The sequence below is a fragment of the Paraburkholderia sp. GAS38 genome, assembly GCF_050434965.1.
GTDB classification, from domain to species: domain Bacteria; phylum Pseudomonadota; class Gammaproteobacteria; order Burkholderiales; family Burkholderiaceae; genus Paraburkholderia; species Paraburkholderia phenazinium_A.
The window spans coordinates 265,451-286,478 of sequence record NZ_JBNDJO010000006.1 but is presented as its reverse complement, the minus strand read 5'-3'; the positions used below and the strand labels follow the sequence as shown (position 1 = coordinate 286,478).

The 21,028-nt window shown below is 62.8% G+C and carries 20 protein-coding genes; 10 read left to right on the top strand and 10 right to left on the bottom strand.

The genetic code is table 11. The features are described from left to right. Positions 1-101: 101 nt before the first annotated feature. Complete coding sequence (locus tag P3T42_RS17150) at positions 102-1,001, top strand: NAD(P)H-binding protein (RefSeq protein ID WP_429306708.1); 900 nt, start codon at positions 102-104, stop codon at positions 999-1,001. 216 nt (positions 1,002-1,217) lie between these two features. On the opposite strand, the gene P3T42_RS17145 is transcribed toward P3T42_RS17150, so the two are convergent. The 3 genes from P3T42_RS17145 to ribA form a co-directional block, all read right to left on the bottom strand. Further along, positions 1,218-1,586, bottom strand: a complete 369-nt coding sequence (locus tag P3T42_RS17145; protein WP_083640333.1) for a hypothetical protein — start codon at positions 1,584-1,586, stop codon at positions 1,218-1,220. Between the two features lie 133 nt (positions 1,587-1,719). Next, positions 1,720-2,838 (bottom strand): type IV toxin-antitoxin system AbiEi family antitoxin, encoded by a 1,119-nt coding sequence (locus tag P3T42_RS17140; RefSeq protein WP_429306707.1) that lies wholly within the window; start codon positions 2,836-2,838, stop codon positions 1,720-1,722. 359 nt (positions 2,839-3,197) lie between these two features. Beyond that, entirely contained in the window at positions 3,198-3,845 is a 648-nt protein-coding gene (gene ribA, locus P3T42_RS17135) for a GTP cyclohydrolase II (protein ID WP_074297345.1), read from the bottom strand. 310 nt (positions 3,846-4,155) lie between these two features. Here ribA and P3T42_RS17130 point away from each other — a divergent pair, with 310 nt between their 5' ends. Continuing rightward, on the top strand, positions 4,156-4,596 hold the full coding sequence (locus P3T42_RS17130; protein WP_074295601.1) for a CBS domain-containing protein: 441 nt from the start codon (positions 4,156-4,158) through the stop codon (positions 4,594-4,596). Positions 4,597-4,769: 173 nt separating this feature from the next. Here the strand turns inward: P3T42_RS17130 and P3T42_RS17125 are convergent, their stop codons facing one another. Next, a complete protein-coding gene (locus P3T42_RS17125) occupies positions 4,770-5,123 on the bottom strand; it encodes a DUF4148 domain-containing protein (RefSeq protein WP_074295602.1) in 354 nt (117 codons plus the stop codon). Positions 5,124-5,410: 287 nt separating this feature from the next. Continuing rightward, the gene (locus P3T42_RS17120; RefSeq protein ID WP_429306706.1) at positions 5,411-6,043 is read right to left on the bottom strand and encodes a DNA-3-methyladenine glycosylase; all 633 of its coding nucleotides are present in this window, start codon (positions 6,041-6,043) and stop codon (positions 5,411-5,413) included. Between the two features lie 339 nt (positions 6,044-6,382). Here P3T42_RS17120 and P3T42_RS17115 point away from each other — a divergent pair, with 339 nt between their 5' ends. Further along, positions 6,383-6,742 (top strand): BON domain-containing protein, encoded by a 360-nt coding sequence (locus P3T42_RS17115; protein WP_074295604.1) that lies wholly within the window; start codon positions 6,383-6,385, stop codon positions 6,740-6,742. Between the two features lie 138 nt (positions 6,743-6,880). Here P3T42_RS17115 and P3T42_RS17110 read toward each other — a convergent pair whose 3' ends face one another. Beyond that, entirely contained in the window at positions 6,881-8,035 is a 1,155-nt protein-coding gene (locus tag P3T42_RS17110; protein ID WP_074295605.1) for an acyl-CoA dehydrogenase family protein, read from the bottom strand. A 207-nt stretch (positions 8,036-8,242) separates the two neighbouring features. Between P3T42_RS17110 and P3T42_RS17105 the strand changes: the two genes are divergently transcribed. After that, on the top strand, positions 8,243-9,325 hold the full coding sequence (locus P3T42_RS17105) for a calcium:proton antiporter (RefSeq protein WP_074295606.1): 1,083 nt from the start codon (positions 8,243-8,245) through the stop codon (positions 9,323-9,325). Positions 9,326-9,355: 30 nt separating this feature from the next. Here the strand turns inward: P3T42_RS17105 and P3T42_RS17100 are convergent, their stop codons facing one another. Next, positions 9,356-10,231 carry a LysR substrate-binding domain-containing protein gene (locus tag P3T42_RS17100; RefSeq protein WP_429306705.1) on the bottom strand — a complete coding sequence of 292 codons (876 nt, stop codon included), beginning with the start codon at positions 10,229-10,231 and terminating at the stop codon, positions 9,356-9,358. A 390-nt stretch (positions 10,232-10,621) separates the two neighbouring features. On the opposite strand from P3T42_RS17100, the gene P3T42_RS17095 reads away from it, so the two are divergent. From P3T42_RS17095 to P3T42_RS17085, 3 genes are all read left to right on the top strand, one after another. Next, the gene (locus P3T42_RS17095; protein ID WP_074295608.1) at positions 10,622-11,458 is read left to right on the top strand and encodes a transporter substrate-binding domain-containing protein; all 837 of its coding nucleotides are present in this window, start codon (positions 10,622-10,624) and stop codon (positions 11,456-11,458) included. A gap of 62 nt (positions 11,459-11,520) precedes the next feature. Beyond that, the gene (locus P3T42_RS17090) at positions 11,521-12,264 is read left to right on the top strand and encodes an amino acid ABC transporter permease (protein ID WP_429306704.1); all 744 of its coding nucleotides are present in this window, start codon (positions 11,521-11,523) and stop codon (positions 12,262-12,264) included. A gap of 2 nt (positions 12,265-12,266) precedes the next feature. Further along, positions 12,267-12,923, top strand: coding sequence for an amino acid ABC transporter permease (locus tag P3T42_RS17085; protein WP_074295610.1), 657 nt, complete (start codon positions 12,267-12,269; stop codon positions 12,921-12,923). A 102-nt stretch (positions 12,924-13,025) separates the two neighbouring features. Here P3T42_RS17085 and P3T42_RS17080 read toward each other — a convergent pair whose 3' ends face one another. The 3 genes from P3T42_RS17080 to P3T42_RS17070 are packed head-to-tail and all read right to left on the bottom strand — an operon-like array spanning position 13,026 to position 17,062. After that, a complete protein-coding gene (locus tag P3T42_RS17080; RefSeq protein ID WP_074295611.1) occupies positions 13,026-14,306 on the bottom strand; it encodes a c-type cytochrome in 1,281 nt (426 codons plus the stop codon). Between the two features lie 13 nt (positions 14,307-14,319). Continuing rightward, complete coding sequence (locus tag P3T42_RS17075; protein WP_429306703.1) at positions 14,320-16,605, bottom strand: molybdopterin cofactor-binding domain-containing protein; 2,286 nt, start codon at positions 16,603-16,605, stop codon at positions 14,320-14,322. 1 nt (position 16,606) lies between these two features. Continuing rightward, positions 16,607-17,062 (bottom strand): (2Fe-2S)-binding protein, encoded by a 456-nt coding sequence (locus P3T42_RS17070; RefSeq protein ID WP_074295613.1) that lies wholly within the window; start codon positions 17,060-17,062, stop codon positions 16,607-16,609. Between the two features lie 303 nt (positions 17,063-17,365). Between P3T42_RS17070 and P3T42_RS17065 the strand changes: the two genes are divergently transcribed. The 3 genes from P3T42_RS17065 (at position 17,366) to P3T42_RS17055 (ending at position 20,911) form a co-directional block, all read left to right on the top strand. Further along, the gene (locus tag P3T42_RS17065) at positions 17,366-17,764 is read left to right on the top strand and encodes a hypothetical protein (protein WP_429306702.1); all 399 of its coding nucleotides are present in this window, start codon (positions 17,366-17,368) and stop codon (positions 17,762-17,764) included. Positions 17,765-18,084: 320 nt separating this feature from the next. Then, the gene (gene aceB, locus P3T42_RS17060) at positions 18,085-20,622 is read left to right on the top strand and encodes a malate synthase A (RefSeq protein WP_429306701.1); all 2,538 of its coding nucleotides are present in this window, start codon (positions 18,085-18,087) and stop codon (positions 20,620-20,622) included. Between the two features lie 25 nt (positions 20,623-20,647). Beyond that, positions 20,648-20,911 (top strand): MoaD/ThiS family protein, encoded by a 264-nt coding sequence (locus tag P3T42_RS17055; protein ID WP_074295616.1) that lies wholly within the window; start codon positions 20,648-20,650, stop codon positions 20,909-20,911. Positions 20,912-21,028: the final 117 nt, after the last annotated feature.

Below are 21,028 nucleotides of genomic sequence, written 5' to 3'. Positions count from 1 at the left end.
CAAAAACCGTCATCCGGATCTGCTCACGGCCATCCATCCCTGCGCGTTGCGCCCGCGATGGCCTTCTATGATGGGGACACCCTACCCACAAGGAGCACACCGTGTTCGTCGTTTTTGGAGCATCAGGCAATGTTGGAGACGCCACCGCAGTCCGCCTGCGCCAGGCCGGTCGCGCGGTGCGCGCCGTGGTTCGCCGTGAGAAGCAAGGCGACTACCTTGCCGCCCTCGGCTGTGAGATCGTCCTTGCCGATCTCACCGATCGCGCATCCGTCGCCAAAGCGATCGAAGGCGCGGACGCCGTGCAGATTCTCTGTCCGGTGCCGCGCACCGACCCTCACCCTGCCGACACGATGCGGCGCATGATCGACACGGCGGCCGACGCCCTGCGGGCCAATCCGCCGCCCCGGATACTGGCGCTATCCGACTATGGCGCGGAACTGGAGCATGGCACCGGCATCACGCTGCTGTTCCACCACCTCGAAGCGCAGTTAGAGCCGGTCATGAGCCATCTGACGTTCCTGCGCGCAGCGGAGCACATGCATAACTGGGGGCGTGTGATACCGGCAGCGCTGGCGGCCGGCGTGCTGCCGAGCCTGCATCATCCGCTGGACAAGCTGTTTCCGACGGTTGCGGCGCAAGATGTGGGCCGCCTCGCCGCCGACCTGCTGATGGACGACGATCCCGACGGCGAGATATCGCCGCGTATCGTCAGCATCGAAGGACCGCGGCGCGTCAGCGCGCTCGATATCGCCCACACGCTCAGCGAGCTAAGCGGACGTGCGGTCGCGGCACAAGCGTTGCCGCACGAAGCCTGGACGCCGATGCTGCTGCGCGCCGGACTCAGCGCCAACCACGCGCAGTTGATCGTGGACCTCTACGACACGCATAACGACGGCCGCATCGATGTCGAAGAGGGAGTTGGCGAGCCGCGTTTCGGGACCACGCCGCTGGCGGAGGTGCTGGCCGCACTCCTGCCTCACGTCGAAACGGCCGCGAGCTGAACGCGTCGCTCCGTGGTTCATCCTGGATGGAGGAAACGATGTCAACTTGCCCTTTGCTACGCGAGTCTTTGGCGTCGCGGTCAGCGCGCCGGACGCGGCGTCTCGCCCACGCTGCCGCTGAGAAGAAAGCGCGCGTCAAACGTAGCGGATATCTGTGGCTCGCTCTTTTGCTCAGCGTGGCGAGACTGGGCCGCCTCCATCAGCTCGAGCAACTGCTCAACGCGATCCCCGACAGTAACGACGATTTCGGCTGCTTTTGATTGTCGGGTGTTCCGACACCTCCTCAACCGTTCCAGCGTATCGCAGCACGTGGACCAGGTCGCCGGCGTCCTTGTTTTCGCTGCGTTGCTCGATCGCCATCGCTTTCAGGATCACGAACGCCGGCACATCAGCGAAGCGAATGACGCGGGCGGTAACGCCTCCATCGCCAGGCAACCGACCCGCTACCTTCCGCTCGCCAAACCAGTCGTGCACGATTTCTGCAAACTTCACTGCCAGCGCGGAGACCCGTTCGCCATCGACGCTCACCGGCCTCCCTGCGGTTTGGCCAACGGCATCGCGCAAAAACTCGACGACGACATCCATTTGCTCATTTACCTTAAGCTTCCATTGCCACGACGATGGCTTACCATCCTTAAGATTGCGCTCGAGTGCGCTCGCAAGCCTCGGTGACATCAGCGCTGTACCCTGCCGCGGTGGTGGGTTTGACTCCGGACATCTATAGCTCCAGCTTTTTAAGAACGTGTTCCGCCAACTCTCTGTTTCGACCGCGACCGTTCAGGAGGTCGAGATACATGATGAACGGACTCGCGAAATATGATGGGTACTCCGGAACCGGGTCGCGGAACAGAAGGCTCGCACCGTCACGCTCGACAAAGACCACGTTGGCGCCTTTGTCGGCGGGTTTCAAGCGCATGTCGCGAGCAAGATCCTCGGCTTGCCCGGGCGGGACAATGATCTCTGCAGTGTCTACACTCGTGAGGAGCGGAGCATAGACATTCGCGGCGGCTGTACCTGTGAACGCCCAGTCGAAGGCCGGGTTTGACGATTCGATCTTGTCCGTCAATTTCGTGAGCAGCAGTTCAGGGCGCTCCGAGAAAAAGTACCAACTGGTACGCTCCTCCTTGCGCATCGTCCATTGCGCAGCCCATGCGTCTAACAGTTTTCTCGGCTCGTTTAGCCGGCGTCGAAGCGTTCGGCCCGCGCCGCTTGATTCGCACCACTCACGGCGCGTCAGTTCCTGCAGGACGACAGAGACCGTGTATTGCGAAGTTTGGGACATTGCGGCCAGCTCTCCCCCGCTCAGCCATTTGTCACGGTTGACCAGGAGCGCATGAACAACCGCCTCGCGCGAATCCGTGAAGAGCGAGGCCGCTTCTTTTCTGACCGAAGGCGGGTCCGGCCGCTCGACGTTGATCAGCCAGTTGCGCCACTTCAGGCTGAGGTTGCCGTTGCGCTCGAAATATCCTATTCCACGCCTGCGAAGTAGGTCCCGTGCCCCAGGACTCAGCGATTCGGCGGCTACCAGGAGGATGAGGTCGCCGAACTGATCGGGGTCGTAGGCGTGCTTGAATTCGTCAAGCCGCCATACCGCTCCCTGCACATCGCGCGGATAGGCATAGCGGAGCGCTTCCACGGCAAGGCGCACCGAACGGCCGTCGGCATCGATATCCATAGCGAAATCCACACGAGGTAAATTCGCAAAATCTGATTCGATATGCTGGACCTTGATCCGACCGTCCGCGATCACATCAAGAGTCGAGCAAAGCTCCTTTGCGATTTCGATCTCGAATGCACTGCGCGCGTCGGTGCTCGGCTTGCGGCGGAAGTTTCCCATGGCTCGTTAGCAAAAAGCGGTGATATTGCTGCACAGCAGAGGTTATATCATTTGCTTTTATTTAGCACATTTCGCTACTTTAGCTGTGTAGCTAAGGAGGCATAAGGAAAGGCGGCTAGATTGCCCCCAATTTTCAAGGTATGGAAAGGAGCGCCCCGGAGGGTGATGACCGTCCCGCCCAGATCACTTCTTCGCACGCCCTGCGCATAGTCGTTGGATTCGGGGCGAGATAGCGAAGCAACTCGTCAATCGAGCGCATCGCCTGGCAGCAGGATCAGATAGAGGAAGATGATCGGAGACGCAACATCAGCTACGCGCACACCACCTCTATCCGTGCCTGCTCACCAGGCAAACCAAACCTATTCGTTCTCGTCGAAGTAATGCCCAAACTTGACCTGCTTGGTGCGGATATAGCGCTCGTTCTCCTCACGCATCGGAATCGCCAGCGCGACCCGCTCGCACACGGGGATGCCGTGTTCCGACAAGGTGTCGAACTTCTTCGGGTTGTTGCTCATCAAGCGCACCGAGGTGACTTTCAGCGTACGCAAAATGCCGGCGGCCGAATCGTATTCGCGCGAATCGTCGGGTAAGCCGAGATCGAGATTCGCCTCGACCGTGTCGCGCCCCTGCTCCTGCAGCGCATAGGCGCGAATCTTGTTCGACAGGCCGATCCCGCGGCCTTCATGACCACGCAGATACAGCAGCACGCCGCGGCCTTCGGCGGCGATATAGCGCAACGCCAGATCGAGCTGCTCGCCGCAATCGCAGCGGTAGGAGCCGAGCACGTCGCCGGTCAGGCACTCCGAGTGCAGGCGCGTGAGCACCGGTTCATTGTTGGCGACGTCGCCCATCACGAGCGCGAGATGTTCGGCGCCGCTCTCGCACACGCGAAACACGTAGGACGTGAAGGTGCCGTAGCGGGTGGGAAGCGTGGCGACCGCGTCGAGAATGACGCATTCGCCGTTATGTTGGCCGTCTGCTTCAGACGGATTGTGAGGCGTGGGCATGGCGTTGGGCAAAGGCACTGACATGAACCCGTGAACAACCGGGGATAAAGTATGGAACTGGAGTTTACCGCTAATCGGCCTCGCCCACCTGCCGGCGCGCGCGAAGGCGGAACAGATGACAAGGCGGGCTGCCAGGGAGGCCGCGGCGAATCCCCCGCACGCCCGCGGGGACCGTAGCCGGATAAAACGCCACCACCAGGGATTTGCCCATGAGTGTCCGATGGGCATGCGCCGCCTATACTGCAATGGCCTGCCCTTTACGACCGCACGTCCCGTGCCGGCGTGCTGCACTGCGATACGGAGCCGCTCCATGACTAGCGTTGCGCAACTTCTCAAATCGAAACCGAATCAAGGCGTCTTTACGGTGGCAGCGGACGATTCCGTCTACGACGCAATCAAACTGATGGCGGAGAAACAGATCGGCGCGCTGGTCGTGACCGATGGCGACAGCATCGCCGGGATCATCACCGAGCGCGACTATGCTCGCAAGGTCGTGCTGATGGACCGCGCGTCGAAAGCCACGCCTGTGCGGGACATCATGAGCAAGGCGGTGCGTTTCGTGCACCTGACCCAGACCACGGACGACTGCATGGCGCTCATGACCGAGCGGCGCATGCGCCATCTACCGGTGATCGATCAGGACAGACTGGTGGGAATGGTGTCGATCGGCGATCTGGTGAAGAACATCATCGCCGAACAGCAGTTCACCATCCAGCAGCTCGAGTTCTACATTACGGGCGAGCACCCCTGAGCCGTTGCCGTGCGGCAGCTACGCCCCAGAAGCAAAAAACGCCCAAACCATCGGGATTGGGCGAAGCTACCTTGCGGCAGCGGAGGTTCCTGAAATTCGTGTCGGCGATATGCCGCGCGCATTACGCGCAGCGGCATATCCTTGGCTTTGCGCCTGGTTTTATTGCGTTCCGCTTAGTGACCGAAGAAGACGCGCTGGGCCGGCGCTTCCGGTTGCATCGGCTGCATCGTGCCTGAGGCCGACGAACCGCTCGTCGACGGGCCATAGCCGCTGGTATCGGCAACCGGCTGTTGCGCAACCGGCGGGTTTTCTGCCTGAATGCGCTGCTCGGCGGCCTGGATGTCAGCCGGATAGTACGGGTCGTTGGAGTTCGACGGGTTGTAGCCAGCCTGTTCCAGCTGGATCAACTGGTTCTTCACTTCGGCACGCGTCATGGGTTGCTGGGTGGTATCCGCGGCTTGTGCGAACGCGGCGACCGGAGCGGCGAGGATTGCGGCAATAGCAACAGCTTGAATGAGCGACTTCATGATGGCTTACCTCCAGATCTGGTTTTTTGACTTCGCTTGACACGACATGTGAGAAGCGGGTAGTTCCAGTCTAGTCAGCGCATCCTCAAGGGAAAACCCTTAATTGGGAGATACATATTTGCGAGAATCGCAAGATTGAATGGGGAACCCGGAACAAACTTCGGTCACCTGACAGGTTTGGCGTAGCAATTACCCATTTCGTAATACTTGCAGGGCGACTGTCAAGCAAGTTAGTCCGGCATCGGTCAGTCGTTCCTGCCCGCGCCCCGGCCTGGTGCGATGGCTGCTCAAGCCGGCTGTGCGGAGGGCTGCGTCAAAAGCTTGCGCGGCCCGCTGACAAACGGGCTGCCGGGTTCATAGAAGCGCAACAGCCGGTGCATTTCGCGCGACAAGCCAATGCGTTTGGTGACCGCGACCAGCACGTCCTCCGTTTCGATCCTGCCGATCCAGAGGCCGCGGCCGGTACACAGATCCCGTCCATCGAATGCTTGCCCAATGCCGAGCGCGCTCGTCAGGCGGCCCGGTCCACGGGCGAGATCGCGCAGGCTCACGCCGGGGCGGCGAGCGTGCATCGCGGCAAGACCCTCGAGCGGCTCGAGCGCGCGAAACAGAATGCCGGCGCCGGTCCCCTCTTCCTCGCTCGACATGTTCAACATATACGACACGCCATACGTGAGACGCACATAAGCATGGCCGCGGGCGAGAAACATCGAACCGTTGTATGGCCGCCGCCCCAGAAACGCATGACTGGTCGAATCGCCGAGCGGATAGGCTTCGGTCTCCACGATGCGCCCGCTCATGCGTCCTTCCGGCAGTTCGTGCACAAGGTATTTGCCCACCATATAGCGAGCGAGTTCGATGGTATCGACCGGCAGGTCGTCGCGGCGCAACGGGATAATCGGCAGCAACGGAGATGTCATTTCGGCATGCGACGATAAAGGTTGTCTGTGCAACGAAAAGTCTGTAGCAATGCCGCGCAATGACTGGCTCTTTGTTGCAATCGAAAGGCAATCCGTTGTATCAAAGCAGCATTTCCCCGCACGCTTGAGTTCAAAATTCTTTCAAGTGGAGTATTGTTACATTCCGGTCACCCGCACAGCCCTTGCAGGCTTGCATGTGCCTCGGCCCGCTTGATCAGCAGACAGGTTTGCATCACTCGCAGCACAGTTTCACCCAGATTTGATCCCGAAGTACCCTTTGGTGCAATCCTGCGGTTCCATACGGAATCGTGACGAATCATGACAACAGGAGAAACTCGAATGAAAGCATTCCAGGCAATCAAGGTCATCGGTGGCGCGCTCATCGTCGTGGCGTCCCTCAACGCCTATGCACAAAGCAGCGATGCAACGGCCGCCTCCGGTGCGATGTCCGCCGCTCCGACCGCCAAGTCGACCAAGGCCGCTAACCGCGCCCTGCAACGCAGCGTGCGCAAGGCGCTGTCCAAGACGAAGGGCCTGAGCGTGACCAACATCACGGTCCGCGCACGCAGCGGCGCTGTGACACTGGAAGGTTCGGTGCCGGAACAACCGCAAGTCGATCTGGCTACGCAAGCCGCTCAAGGCGTAGCGGGCGTAACCTCGGTGAAGAACGCACTGACGATCCGCGCGATCGGCCAGTAAGCGCATCGGCCGGGCACAACCCTGCATGGCCGGGGGGTGTGCCCGCTTCAACTGAGAGCGTGCCTTCGCCCGCTTCAAGTCCCCTCAGTCTGGTTCAGTTCAGCTCTCGCCGTACCGCACTGCTCAGTGCTCGCAGCGCTAGCCCGCAAAACTGCGCTGCATTTCACGCGCAATCACAATCTGCTGGATCTGCGTCGTCCCTTCGTAAATGCGGAAGAGGCGCACGTCGCGGTAGAAGCGCTCGATCCCATACTCGCTCATATAGCCCGCGCCGCCGAATATCTGCACGGCACGATCCGCCACGCGTCCGCACATTTCCGTCGCGAACATCTTCGCGCATGAGGCTTCGCTCGTGACCCGCTCGCCCGCGTCGCGGCGGCGTGCCGCATCGACGATCATGCAGCGCGATGCGTAGATCTCCGCCTGGCTATCGGCCAGCATGGCCTGGATCAACTCGAATTCGACGATGGGCTTACCGAACTGCTTGCGCTCCATGGCGTAGCGCAGCGCATCCGCCAGCATGCGTTCGGCCGCGCCCGTCGCCACGGCGGCGATATGCAGGCGCCCCTTGTCGAGCACCTTCATGGCGGTCTTGAAGCCGACGCCCTCTTTCTCGCCGATCAGATTCGCCACCGGCACGCGGCAGTTGTCGAAGATCACGTCGCAGGTATGCGCGCCCTTCTGCCCCATCTTGCGGTCGATCTTGCCGAGCGACAGACCCGGCGTGCCCGCTTCCACAACGAACGCGGAGATGGCGCCGGCGCCTTTCGCCGTGGGATCGGTGCGCGCCATCACGGTGAAGAGACCCGCTTCCGGCGCGTTTGTGATGAAGCGCTTGGTGCCGTTCAACACGTAGTGCTCGCCGTCGCGCACGGCGGTGGTTCTGAGCGATGCGGCATCGGAACCCGCTTCCGGCTCGGTCAGGCAAAACGAGCCGATCAGCTCGCCCGATGCCAGCCGCGGCAAGTACTTTTCCTTCTGCGCGGAGGTGCCGTCGATAACGATACCGGTCGAGCCGATGCCGTTGTTGCTGCCGATCGCCGAACGAAACGCCGGCGAGGTCTTGCCGAGTTCGATGGCCGCCAGCACCTCTTCTTCCATGGTCAAGCCGAGGCCGCCGTATTCTTCCGGCAGACATAAACCGAATAAACCGAGGTCCTTCATTTCCTGCAATAAGGCCGCGGGAATCTGATCGGTTTCAGCGACGACGTCCTCATTCGGCACCAGACGTTCACGGACAAAACGGATAATGCTGTCGAGCAACAGATTCAGGGTTTCCTGGCTTCGAATCACAACGTCTCCTTGAAAGCTCGCGTTCGCTATTCAACGCTATTCGTTATAGTTTAATGTACTGGCGCGTATTCCCGATTCATTGCATCAAGTTGCATGCATGGTTCAGTTGCAACGGACAGGCCCTTTTCCGCATGATGCGGCCGGACATTCCTTAGCGCCGGCACGCCTCAATTTCATCTCATATGCATTAAAACAAGGAACGACCGGATGACGACAACATCGCCTGTGCTGCCTCGCTGGACCATTGGAATGCCGATCGCCGCCTGGCTCATTCTCGGTGCGGCTTATGCGCTGCCCGGTTATGGCGTGCTGCTGGCGTTCGTCGGCATCGCGTTGGCCGGCGCCGTGTTCGCCGCCGTGCATCACGCGGAGGTGGTCGCCCACCGGGTCGGCGAACCGTTCGGCACGCTGGTGCTGGCCGTGGCCGTCACGGTGATCGAGGTTGCGCTGATCGTCTCGGTGATGCTCACGTCCGGTCCCGAGAAGGCCGGTCTCGCGCGCGATACGGTGTTCGCCGCGGTGATGATCGTGTGTAACGGCATTGTCGGCATCTGCCTGCTGGTGGGCGGCATCCGCCATCGCGAGCAGGACTTCCAGGCGCGCGGCGCGGCCGCCACGCTCGCCGTGCTGGCCTCGTTATCGGTGTTGACACTGGTGATGCCGAATTTCACCACTACCCGCGAGGGTCCGCTGCTGTCGTCGTCGCAACTGGCGTTTGCGGGCGTGTCGTCGCTGGTGCTGTACGGCGTGTTTGTGTTCGTGCAGACGGTGCGGCATCGCGACTATTTTCTGGCCGCCACGCCCGACGAAAGCGTGCACGCCGAACCGCCGAGCGTCACGCAAGCCATGCTGGCCGGCGGCCTGCTGCTGGTGTGCCTGGTGGCCGTGGTGCTGCTCGCCAAACTGCTCTCGCCGACGGTGGAGACGGCCGTGCAAAGTATCGGCGCGCCGCCTGCGGTGGTGGGCATCATCATCGCGGCGCTGGTGTTGTTGCCGGAAGGACTCGCGGCGGTGCGGGCGGCGCGTGCCGACCGCTTGCAGAACAGCCTGAATCTGGCGCTCGGTTCGGCGCTCGCGAGTATCGGCCTGACCATCCCCACCGTGGCCGGCGTCTTCCTGTGGACCGGCCAGCCGCTCGTGCTCGGCATCAACGGCAAGGAAACCGTCATGCTGACGCTGACGCTGCTGGTCGGCACCCTCACCCTGAGCACAGGGCGCACCACCATCCTGCAAGGGGTCGTGCACCTGTCGCTGTTTGCGGCGTATCTGTTCCTGTCGTTTGCGCCCTGAGCGGGGTGGGCCGCGCGCGTCTGCACAGCGTCATTCGGCCCAATGTTCCGCGATCCACTCGCGGAACAGATTGACCTTCTGCTGATGCGCAACGCACTCCGGATAGACGAAGTAGTAGCGCCATCCCGTGATCAGCACTTCGTCGAACGGTCTCACCAGCCGCCTGGCGGCCACGTCCTCGTCGATCAGCGCAAGGTCGCTGATCGCGACGCCGAACCCCTGTAGCGCCGCGTTCGTCGCCAGGTCGAGCGTGTCGAAGCTCGGGCCGTGACTGGCATCGATATCGCGTGCCTCGACGTGATCGAGCCACATCTTCCAGTCGCGATGGTCGCGGGTCGGATGCAGCAAGGTATGACGCGCCAGGTCGGCGACGCTGTCAAGCGGCTTGCTGGTCAGCAACTCCGGCGCGCAAACCGGCGTCAGGCGCTCTTCGAAGAGCGGCACGGCCTGCACGCCGGCACCCGGCGACGAACCGTAGATGATTGCGGCGTCGAACGGCTCGCTCTGGAAGTCGACGTCGTGCTGCCAGGTGGTGGTGATCTGCACGTGCAGGTCCGGGTACCCGGCCTGGAACTGCATGATTTTCGGCAGCATCCAGCGCATCACGCAGGTCGGCACCTTCAAGGCCAGATCGGTCCGCTGGCGCGTGAGGCGCAGCGAGATTTCCTCGATGCGCGCGAAACTCTCCTTCACCGCAGGCAGCAGCAACTCGCCTTCCGCCGTGAGCGTGAGCCCCTTTGCCTGGCGCTTGAAGAGCGGAAATTTATAGTAGTCCTCCAGCGCGAGAATCTGCCGGCTCACCGCGCCTTGCGTCAGGCATAGATGATCGGCCGCACGGGTGAAGCTGCGGTGCCGCGCAACGGTCTCGAAGATCTGCAGCGCGTTCAGCGGAGGAAGTCGTCGCATGGGCGCGGTCCGGGTATCAGGAAAATGCATTGCAATGGGATGCGCTCGGCGGGCCGCTTGTCCCCAGTGTGGCCCTCAGCATAAGCGATCAAAAAACTTCCCGCCGTCTGCGGCATGAGCTTACGTCATGGCGGTCATGCAGAGATTTCGTTTGTTGGGTGATTTTGGCAAACCTAGAGTGCATCCACCCGCAACGCGTTCGCAAGGCAGGCTTCGCGCGGTTTGGTTCTGCAAGCGCGATCGCACTACAGATTTATGCCGCTCCGGCCGATACCTACTCCATGCAACCCCTCCAGGTCACATGGAGGCAGCCAGGTCGCCAAAGAGCGGCCGGCGCGCCGCGTACCGGATTCATCAGAGAAATATCACGCTTTCGACAGAGGAACGACCATGACCACACCTGACTCATCTGCTCTGCGCGCCGGACGTGCCCAGCGCATCCTGGCGACGCTGGCCACCACCCTGGCGTTCACCGGCGTCGTCGCGCTGTCCGCTTTCGCGGCCCCGGCCGCCCATGCCGATGCGCTGGATTCGATCGCCAGGTCTGGTGTGGTGCGGATCGGCGTCTTCGAAGACTACCCGCCGTTCGGCTCGATTGGCCCGGACATGAAGCCCGAAGGTTATGACATCGACATGGCCAACCTCATCGGCAAGACGCTCAACGCGAAGGTCGAACTCGTCCAGGTGACCGGCGACAACCGCATGGCCTACCTCGCCGACCACAAAGCCGACATGCTGCTTTCAGTCGGCGAGACGCCCGAGCGCGAGAAGGTGATCGATTTCTCGCAGCCCTACGCGCCGTACTATCTGGCCGTGTTCGGCCCGAAAAGCGTGGCTGTCAGGAACGCCGGCGACCTGGCCGGCAAGACCATTTCGGTGGCGCGCGGCACGCTGGAAGACCTGAGCGTCACCAAGATCGCACCGCCGAGCGCGACCATCAAAAGATTCGACGATCCCAACGGCGCAATTTCGGCGTTCCTTTCTGGTCAGGTACAGTTGATGGTGGTCGGCAACGACGTCGGGGCGACGATCCTCGCCCGTCATCCGGCCAACGATCCCGAGCAGAAGTTCGCGCTGTTCAGTTCGCCCGATCACGTCGGCCTGAACAAGAACGAGCCACGCCTGAAGCAGAAAATCGACGAGACGATTGCCCGCGCCCGCAAGGACGGCACGCTCAACGCGATTGCGGTGAAATGGCTGCGCGCGCCGCTGCCGGCCGATCTCTAACCTTTTTGTGCCGCTCAAGCGCGTTGGGCGGATGGAGTCCGATTCACGATGAGCGGTATGTCATGAGTTATGCGTTCGATTTCAGCGGCTTCGGCGTCTATGCCGGCATGCTGGCCCGCGGCACGGCCGTCACGTTGGGACTCACTGCGGTGTCCACCGTGCTGGGCGGCCTGGTGGGCATTGGCGGCGCCAGCGTCGCGGTGGCCGGACCGCGCTGGGCGCGTACGCTGATCGCGGCGTATGTCGAGCTGATCCGCAACACGCCGTTCATCGTGCAGCTGTTTTTCGTGTTCTTCGGCTTGCCCAGCCTCGGCATTCATATCGACGAAGTGCAGGCCGCGATTCTGGCGATGACGGTCAATCTCGGCGCCTACGCCATCGAGATCGTGCGCGCCGGCATCGAATCGATTTCGCGCGGCCAGGTCCAGGCGGCGCAGGCGCTCGGCTTGCACGGTCGGCAGGTGTTCCGCTACGTGGTGCTGCCGCAGGCGCTGGCGAACGTGTTCCCGTCGCTGCTGAGCCAGGTGCTGATCGTGATGCTCGGCTCGGCCGTCGTCTCGCAGATCTCCGTGCCGGACCTGACCTACGCGGCGAACTTCATCCAGTCGCGCAACTTCCGCTCGTTCGAAAGCTACGTGATCATCACGGTGACCTACCTGGTGCTCTCGATCGTGTTGAGGCAACTGCTCAACTGGCTCGCACGCGGCCTGTTCGCGGGCCGCATGCCGCACCGGCCTGACGAGCCGCGCGGCTGGCGGCTCCTGCTCGCGTGGCGCGGCGCCCGCGCCATCACCACGGAGCGCTGATCATGGTCGAATTCACGCTATGGGATATCGCCCGCAATCTGTTGCTCGCCGCGCGCTGGACGGTGCTGCTGTCGCTGATCGCGTTCGTCTGCGGCGGCCTGGTGGGCTTCGTGCTGCTGGCGATGCGCGTCTCGCCGCTGCCCTGGTTGCGGCGAGCGGTGTCGGTCTACGTGGAACTGTTCCAGGGCACACCGTTGCTGATGCAACTGTTTCTGGCGTTCTTCGGTCTGCCGTTGCTAGGCGTCGACGTCTCGCCGTGGACCGCTGCCACCGTCACGCTGACGCTTTATACCAGCGCTTACCTCGTCGATATCTGGCGCGGCTGCGTCGAGGCGATACCGCGCGGACAGTGGGCCGCGGGGGCGAGTCTCGGCATGACCTTCGGCCAGCAGTTGCGCTATATCGTGTGGCCGCAGGCGAGGAAAATCGCGGTGGCGCCGACCGTCGGCTTTCTCGTGCAGGTGGTGAAAAGCACGGCGCTGACTTCGATCATCGGCTTCACCGAGTTGACCAAGACCGGCACGATGATCACCAACGCGGCGTTCCGGCCGTTTCCGATCTACGGCATGGTCGCGCTGATCTACTTCGCGATGTGCTTCCCGCTCACCTGGTATGCGCGTGCGCTGGAGAAGCGGCAGAAGGTTGGGCAGCATCGGTGAGGCGCCGGCGGGCCGTCTGCGTGGTTGAGACTCGCCACGCAGACGCCTGCTTCAGCTTGCCTTTCAGCGTGTGCCCTTAACGCGTACCCTTAACGCGTGCCTTCAACGCGCCGCCTGGGTCGACTTCCTTAACTTCGCCACTTCATCCGCGGACACTGCCGGCGCACCGTTGTTCCACCCTGCCCGCACGAAGGTCAGCACATCCGCGATCTGCCTGTCGTTCAGCACCGGCGCGTAGTTCGGCATCGGATACGGCGCAGGAATGCCCTGAATCACCAGATCGCCGGTGCCGTTCAACGTGACGTTGATCAGCGACGAAGCATCGTGCTCCAGCACATTCGGATTGCCCGCCAGCGGCGCGAGCATCGGCGCGAAGCCTCGGCCATCCACCCCGTGACAATGCATGCAGTACTCGGTATAGACGCGCGCGCCGGCGTCGTTCGCCGGGCGCGTCAACGACACCCTGGTAGCCTGCGCATCGTACGAATACGGCGGCGCGCCCGTGCCGCCCGCGGCCGGCAGCGACCTCAGATAGCTCGTCATCGCGGCGATGTCCGTGTCGTTCGTGGCCTGCGTGCTGTTGTTGATCACGCTGGTCATCGAGCCGAACGCCGACGCGTGCGCATTCGCGCCGGTCTTCAGGAATGCCGCCAGATCCGCCTCCGACCAGCGCCCAAGGCCAACGTTTTGCTCCTGGGTCAGGTTCGCCGCAAACCAGCCGTCCAGCGGCGCGCCCGTCAGATATGCGCTGCCGCTTTCGTCCAGCGCCTTCTCCTGGAACGCGATACCGCGCGGCGTGTGACACGAGCCGCAGTGTCCGAGCCCCTGGACAATATAAGCGCCACGATTCCACGCCACGTCCTTGCCCGTCTTGTCCTGATAGACGCCCTTCTCCAGGAACACGACGTTCCACAGCGCGAGCGGCCAGCGCATGTTGAGCGGCCAGGGAATGTCGGACGCGCGATTGGCCTGCTGCACCGGTGCGACGCCGTTCATGAAGAACGCGTAGAGCGCCTTCACGTCGTCGTCCTTGACCTTCGCGTACGACGGATACGGCATCGCCGGATAGAGGTTGTGCCCGTCCCTGGCGACGCCCTCGCGCAACGCCCGCGCAAAGTCTTCCTCCGTATAGCGGCCAATCCCGGTGTCGGGATCGGGGGTGATGTTGGTGCTGTAGATCTTGCCCATCGGCGTGGACATCGGCAAACCGCCCGCAAACGGCTTGCCTTTGGGCGCCGAATGGCACGCCACACAATCGCCGAGCTTCGCCAGATAGGCGCCTTGCTGCACCAACGCATTGTCCGCCGCCTGCGCGGATGACGGCATGGCAAACGGCAACGCGAGGCCCAGCGCCGCCCCGGCAACCTTCAGTGTCTTGATCATGATCGGTCTCCGGTCAGGCGGTTTGCAGTTGGCTGCCGACCGGCAACTGCCGCAGGCGTTTGCCGGTGGCGGCGTAGATCGCGTTCGTCAGCGCCGGCGCGAGTGCCGCCGTGCCCGGCTCGCCGATCCCGCCGGGCGCCTCGGTGCTCTTCACGATATGCACCTCGATGCTCGGCGTCTGGTCGATGCGCAGCATCCGGTAGTCGGTGAAGTTGTTCTGCTCGACGCGTCCGTCCTTGATCGTGATCTCGCTGTAAAGCGCCGCCGTGATGCCGAAGATGATGCCGCCCTGCACCTGCGCCTCGATGGTGTTCGGATTGACCGTCATGCCGCAATCGACCGCGCACACCACGCGGTTCACCGTCACCTCGCCCTGGTCGACCGTCACATCCGCGACCATCGCGAAGAAGCTGCCGAACGCGTGCATCACCGAGACGCCGCGCCCTTGCCCCTTCGGCAGGCTCGCGCTGCCCCAGCCGGCCGCCTGGGTGGCCGTGTCGAGCACGTTCAGCGCACGCGGGGTCTTGCCGAGCAGGTCGCGACGGTATTTCACCGGATCCACCTTGGCTTGCGCGGCGAGTTCGTCAATGAAACTCTCCACCACGAAGGTGCCGCGCGTCGGACCGACGCCGCGCCAGAACGCGGTCGGCACCGTGCGCGGTTCCTGGCGCACGTAGTCGATCAACTGGTTCGGCAGGTCGTATGGCAGGTCGGACGCCACTTCCACGGCGTCCGGGTCGATGCCGTGCTGGAAGGCCGGCGGCGCAAAACGCGCGAGGATCGACGAACCGACAATGCGGTGCTGCCACGCAATCGGCTTGCCGTTCGCGTCGAGCCCGGCGGAGATCTTGTCGTAGTAGTACGGCCGGTACATGTCGTGCTGGATGTCTTCTTCGCGCGTCCACACCACCTTGACCGGCGTGCCCAGTTGCTTGCCGATCTTCAACGCCTGGGTCGCCATGTCGAACTCGAGGCGGCGCCCGAAGCCGCCGCCGAGCAGATGGTTGTGCACCGTGATCTTCTCGGCGGGCAGGCCGGTGATTTTCACGGCCGTATCGACGATGCGCGTCGGCACCTGGGTGCCCAGCCAGATATCGCAACCGTCGGGGCGCACGTGCACCGTGCAGTTGACCGGCTCCATGGTGGCGTGAGCAAGGAACGGCTGCTGATAGACCGCGTCGACGCGTGTCTTGGCGTCCGAGAAGCCCTTCGTCACGTCGCCGTCCTTGCGCGCCACGGCGCCGGTGCCATGGTCCGCGGCGGCGGCGAGGTCGCCGACGATCTGCTGCATCGAAAGATTCGCACCCGCGCCTTCGTTCCAGCTGATATCGAGCGCCGCGAGACCGCGCTTGGCGGCCCACGTGTGATCGCCGATTACAGCGACCGCATTGTCCGCCTTGATGACCTGGCGCACGCCGGGAATCTTCTTCGCGCTGGTGTCGTCGACGCTGCCCAGCGTGCCGCCAAACACCGGACAGGTCGCGATGGCCGCGTAGACCATGTCCGGCACCCGCACGTCGAGCCCGAACACGGCGGTGCCGTCCACCTTCTCCGGCGAATCGAGCCGTTTGACCGCCGTGCCGATGATCCTGAAGTCTTTCGGGTCCTTGAGCGGCACATTCTGCGGCGCCGGCAGCTTCGCGGCGGCATCGACCAGTTGGCCGTAGCCGATACTGCGATTGCTGGCCGCGTGCATGACCTGCCCCGCCTGCGCGTGACAGGTTGCAGGATCGACCTGCCATTGCTGCGCCGCCGCGTTGATGAGCAGCACGCGCGCGGTCGCCCCGGCTTTGCGCATCGGTTCCCATGCGTAACGGATCGAGGTTGAGCCGCCGGTCAACTGGCCGCCGAGCAGCGGGTCCATGAAGAGCTTCTCGTTGGGCGGCGCGTGGTCGAGCGTGACGGTGTCGAGCGGCACTTCGAGTTCTTCGGCGATCAGCATCGGGATGGACGTATAGACGCCCTGGCCCATCTCGACCTTGGGTATCACCAGCGTGACCTTGCCGGCGGTATCGATCTGGATGAACGCGTTGGGCGCGAACACGCCGGCTGGAGCGGGTTCGCTCGCGTCCCCGCCGATCACCGATTGACCGGCCGGGCTTTGAGCTTGCCCCTGCCCCTGGCTTAGCGCCGGGATGCTGAAACCGAGCAGCAGGCCGCCGCCTGCGGCAGCGCCCACCGTAGCGCTGAACTTCAGAAACGTGCGGCGCGAGAAGCGCGAGCCACCTGCATCCGGGTTGATATCCCGGGCGGCGTCCGGCTGGGCGCCGCGTTGCGCATCGATCAATCCTTGCGACATGTCAGGCCCCCTTCGCCGCTTGCTTGATCGCCGCGCGAATGCGGTTGTAGGTGCCACAGCGGCAGATGTTGCCGGCCATGGCGGCGTCGATATCCGCGTCGGTGGGATTGGGGTTCTGCGCAAGCAGCGAGGCTGCGGACATGACCTGTCCGGACTGACAGTAGCCGCACTGCACCACGTCGATCTGCCGCCAGGCCTGCTGCACCTTTTTGCCGGCGGGAGTCTCGCCCACCGCCTCGATGGTGGTGATCTTCTTGTCGCCGACCGCCGCCACCGGCAAGACGCACGAGCGCACGGCCGCCCCATCCAGATGCACGGTGCAGGCGCCGCACTGGGCAATGCCACAGCCGAACTTCGTGCCGGTGAGGCCGACAAGGTCGCGCAAGACCCACAGCAAGGGCATATCGGGCGGTGCGTCGACGGTGTGCGTCTGACCGTTGATGGTGAGCGTTGTCATGGGGACTCCGATTGCGGGATATTGTTTGATTGGTTTGTATAACGGCGTCGAACTAAACCGCTCGGTCTCGCCGAATCTATTCGGCAGACCGGGCTAATGCGCATAAGGCCCGCGAGGAGACTCGCGGTGGACTGCCACCCGGTTCGAGCAAAAAGATAAGCGCCGGGGTCGTGACGAGCCAGCGGTGTGTAGGGCGAATTGATTGTAGCGTCGCATGGGAAAGTTTGTCGCCAACCTGTCACGCTGTATCTGGAGGGCAAGTTTGTTAGCATGCCCTTATCCCCATCCATCAGGAGTTGCGCCATGACCGACGAGCAAGCCATCCAATTCCTGTCCGCGGTCCGCCGGCCGCTGCTGTCGCTGCACAAGGCGATTCTCGATCACGAACGCGCGGCCTATGAAAAGGAATTCGGCCCGGTGACGCCGGCGGCGTTCCTGCAGGTGCTGATCAACGGTTCGGGGTTCCGCTGGCTCGCGCCGCTCTCGACGGTGATTGCCAACGTCGACGAAACCCTCGACGACAAGAAGGCCACGGACGTCGACCGGATCGCCGCGGCCGGTGCGGTGACGACGCTGTTTTCATCCGATCTGCCGGAGAATACTTTTCTGCCGCGTTACCTGCCGTTGTTGCAGGCGAGTCCGGCGATCCTGCATGAGCATGGGCTGGTAGCGCAGGTGTTGCGTACGGTTGAGGGGAAGTAAAGCAATGATCCGAATGCCTCGACACTTATGAAATTAGACACCGGCTTAATCAAACCGGTTAGCTAACTTCATAAAATCTTTCCAGACCTTCCCTTTTTTATGGCCTTGAATTTGCCAAAACTTAGATATACATATTATAAAAATGAATTTAGCGATTCCTCTGTGACCGACCTTTGGCATCGGGATAGTCCTAGCTCCGTTTACGTATCGCGCTGAATACCGACTGCTCAGGAACACCTGCCGCGACATGGCCGGACGAGCGGCCTTTTGCCTTGCGTCAAGGCTCACAGTAAAAACGAACACGCAAACTTTCCTGTCTTGTGGAGTTCAGCTTGGCCACTCAAACTCATGCGGCTTGCGTTATTGAAAGCGAAGTGGCGCGGCAATTTCCAGACGTTCTCTCCGCAGACGCCCTGGAATTTGTTACTGCATTAAATTGCGAATTTGCGCAGCAGCGCCGGCATATCCTGCAATCCCGTCGGCAACGCGCTCACCGTCGGCAGCACGGCGAATCCTTCGAGTTCCTCAGTGCCACTGCGGGCATTCGCAACAATCCGGATTGGCGTGTCCCCGCTCCCCCGCGAGACCTGCTGGACCGGCGCGTGGAAATCGCCGCTCCGGCCGAGAACCGAAAGATCGTCATCCATGCGCTTAACGCCCACGCACAAGTCTGGGTGGCCGACCTCGAAGACGCCTTGTCGCCCACCTGGCGCAACGTGATGACGAGCCAGCGTAACCTGCGCGACGCGGTCGCCGGCAAGATTACCTACGTCGATCCGCTGGGCAAGCCATATCGTCTCGAAGACCACCGCACCGCGATCGTGGTGCGCCCGCGCGGCTGGCATCTGCCGGAGCAGCACCTGCTGATCGACGGCGAGGCGGCGGCGGCCAGCCTGGTCGATTTTGGCCTGTACTTCTTGCACTGTGCCCGCCCGCAACTGGCGCGCGGGAGCGGGCCTTACTTTTATCTGCCCAAGCTGGAGAACCACCTCGAAGCGAAGCTCTGGAACGACGTGTTCGAATTCTCCGAGGACTGGATCGGCATTCCCCGCGGCAGCATTCGCGCCACGGTGATCGTCGAACACATCCATGCCGCCTATGAGATGGACGAGATCCTGCACGCACTCGGAGCGCATGCGGCCGGTCTGACCGCGGGCCGATGGGATTATCTGTTCAGTATTGCCAGGGAATTCAGATACCAGCCTGACTTCGTCCTGCCTGACAGGTCAGAATTGACGATGGACCTGCCCTTCATGCGGGCCTACACCGAACTCCTCGTGCGCACCTGTCATCGACGCGGCACGCATGCGCTGGGCGGCGTATCCACGCAGATCCCCGACCGGCACGATGCCGCTGCGCGCGCCCGGGCAATCGAGGCGGTTCGGCGCGACAAGGAACGCGAGGCCGCCGAGGGCTTCGACGGCACGTGGGTGGTTCACCCGGACCTGGTGCCGGTCTGCCACGCCGCGTTCGATCGGATGTCCGCCGGTCGCGCTCACCCGGTCGAGCCACCGGGCGACGCGCGTGAAATCACCGCCGCGCAACTCGCGGCCGCTAACCGGCTCGATGCCCGGGTCACCGAATACGGCTTGCGTTCCAACATCGCGGTCTCGATCCGCTATCTGGAAGCGTGGTTGCGCGGTAGCGGCTCGGTCAGGCTATTCGGCTTGATGGAGGGCGTAGCGACCGTCGAGATTGCCCGCTCGCAGATCTGGCAATGGCTGCATCACGGCACGCAGTTGCACGATGGACGCCGCGTGACCCGTGAACTGGTGCGCGCCATGCTTGTCGAGGAGATCGAAAAATGCGGTACCGGTTCGGTCCAGGATCGTCCGACGCTTGCCTTCGAACAGGCCAAAGCCTTGTTCGAAGAGATCGCGCTGCACGAAAACTTTCCGGATTTTCTGACGCTCCCGGGCTATGGCCGCCTGACCCGGATGCCTTCCGCGTCGCACGACTGCGCCCCGGCAAAGCCGATGTCGAAAACCACGGCCGGTCAATCCGCCTCCGTGGCCAGGCCGGTTCGGCAGACCCGTTTGACGATCCCTTGCAGCAGCGGCATGTTCACGCATTTGCAGTTGAAGCCACGCGTCGCGTTCTCCCTGGCGTTCATGGGTTGGTCGGCCTGGCTGGCCGAGCACGCCGTCGCGCATGCGGCACTCATCCGCGATCACGCAACCGGCTTTGTGCCGATAGGCCTTGAGATCGAGTATCTGCAGCCGTCGACCTTTTACGACTGCCAGTCGCTCAGCGTGACGACCGGGGTAAGAACCTGGAATCCGAGACGCTTCCATAGCCTGCAAGATGTGGACGTACTGCTCGTGGCTGAGCACGGCGCGCCGGTGGCGCACCTGCACCTGCAGGAAGTGTGCGTGCGCATCGAGTCGCCGGACACGCTCGCGGCCGCGCCGGGGCGCGTGCCCGCGGAACTGATCGAAGCGCTGCTGGACAACCCCGGCGAAATCGACGAGCGGCCCGTGTTACTGAATCGCGGTGCCCCGCGTGTGCCGGCTGAAGCGAAGCCGATCGCCGAATCGCGGCATGAGTTTGTCGTCTATCGCCACGCCTGCGAAGTGGCGGACCAATGGTATTCCGAGCACGTGTGCGACTACATCGGCGAGAGCCGTGAGGCCATGGCATTCGAGCGCATGGAGGAATGCCCGGCCCTCGTCGCGGGCCTGAGCAAGCGGATCGAGCGGATCAGCATTGGCTTGCGCCGTCCCTACATGTTGTTCGACCGCGGCCAGGTCCTGACCCGAACCTACCGGATGGGCCAGGAAACCCACTTCGTTCATCAATTGCTTACCGCGTCGGGTTTCGCCGCCGGTGACGCAATCGAAGTATTCGCTTCGGCATGAGGCCGGCACGCGCAAGGAGTTCATCATGACTTTCCTGTTTTCCGGCTCGTTGCTCAGGTATGTAGGCTACCGGCGCCGGATCGACTATGAAACGGCCACCCTCGCGGCCGCCTTCGGTGTGCTCTTCTCCGACTACCCCGACCTGAAAGGTTTGCTGACGCAACCGGACGGCACGCTGCGCAGGACGTTGCGTCTCGCCATCAACCACGAGGTGGTGCGCAGCGACCTGGCCCGCCCGCTCGCGCCCGACGACGCCGTCGAGATCATGACGGCCATCGCCGGCGGGTAAATGACAACCAAGGGACAACTAAAGGGCCGCTAAAGGACAGATGAAGGACCGATAAGGGACGGCGCAAGGTTCGCCAAAGGCCACGAGCCGGGATCGGCTCATGCAGGCATCAACCCA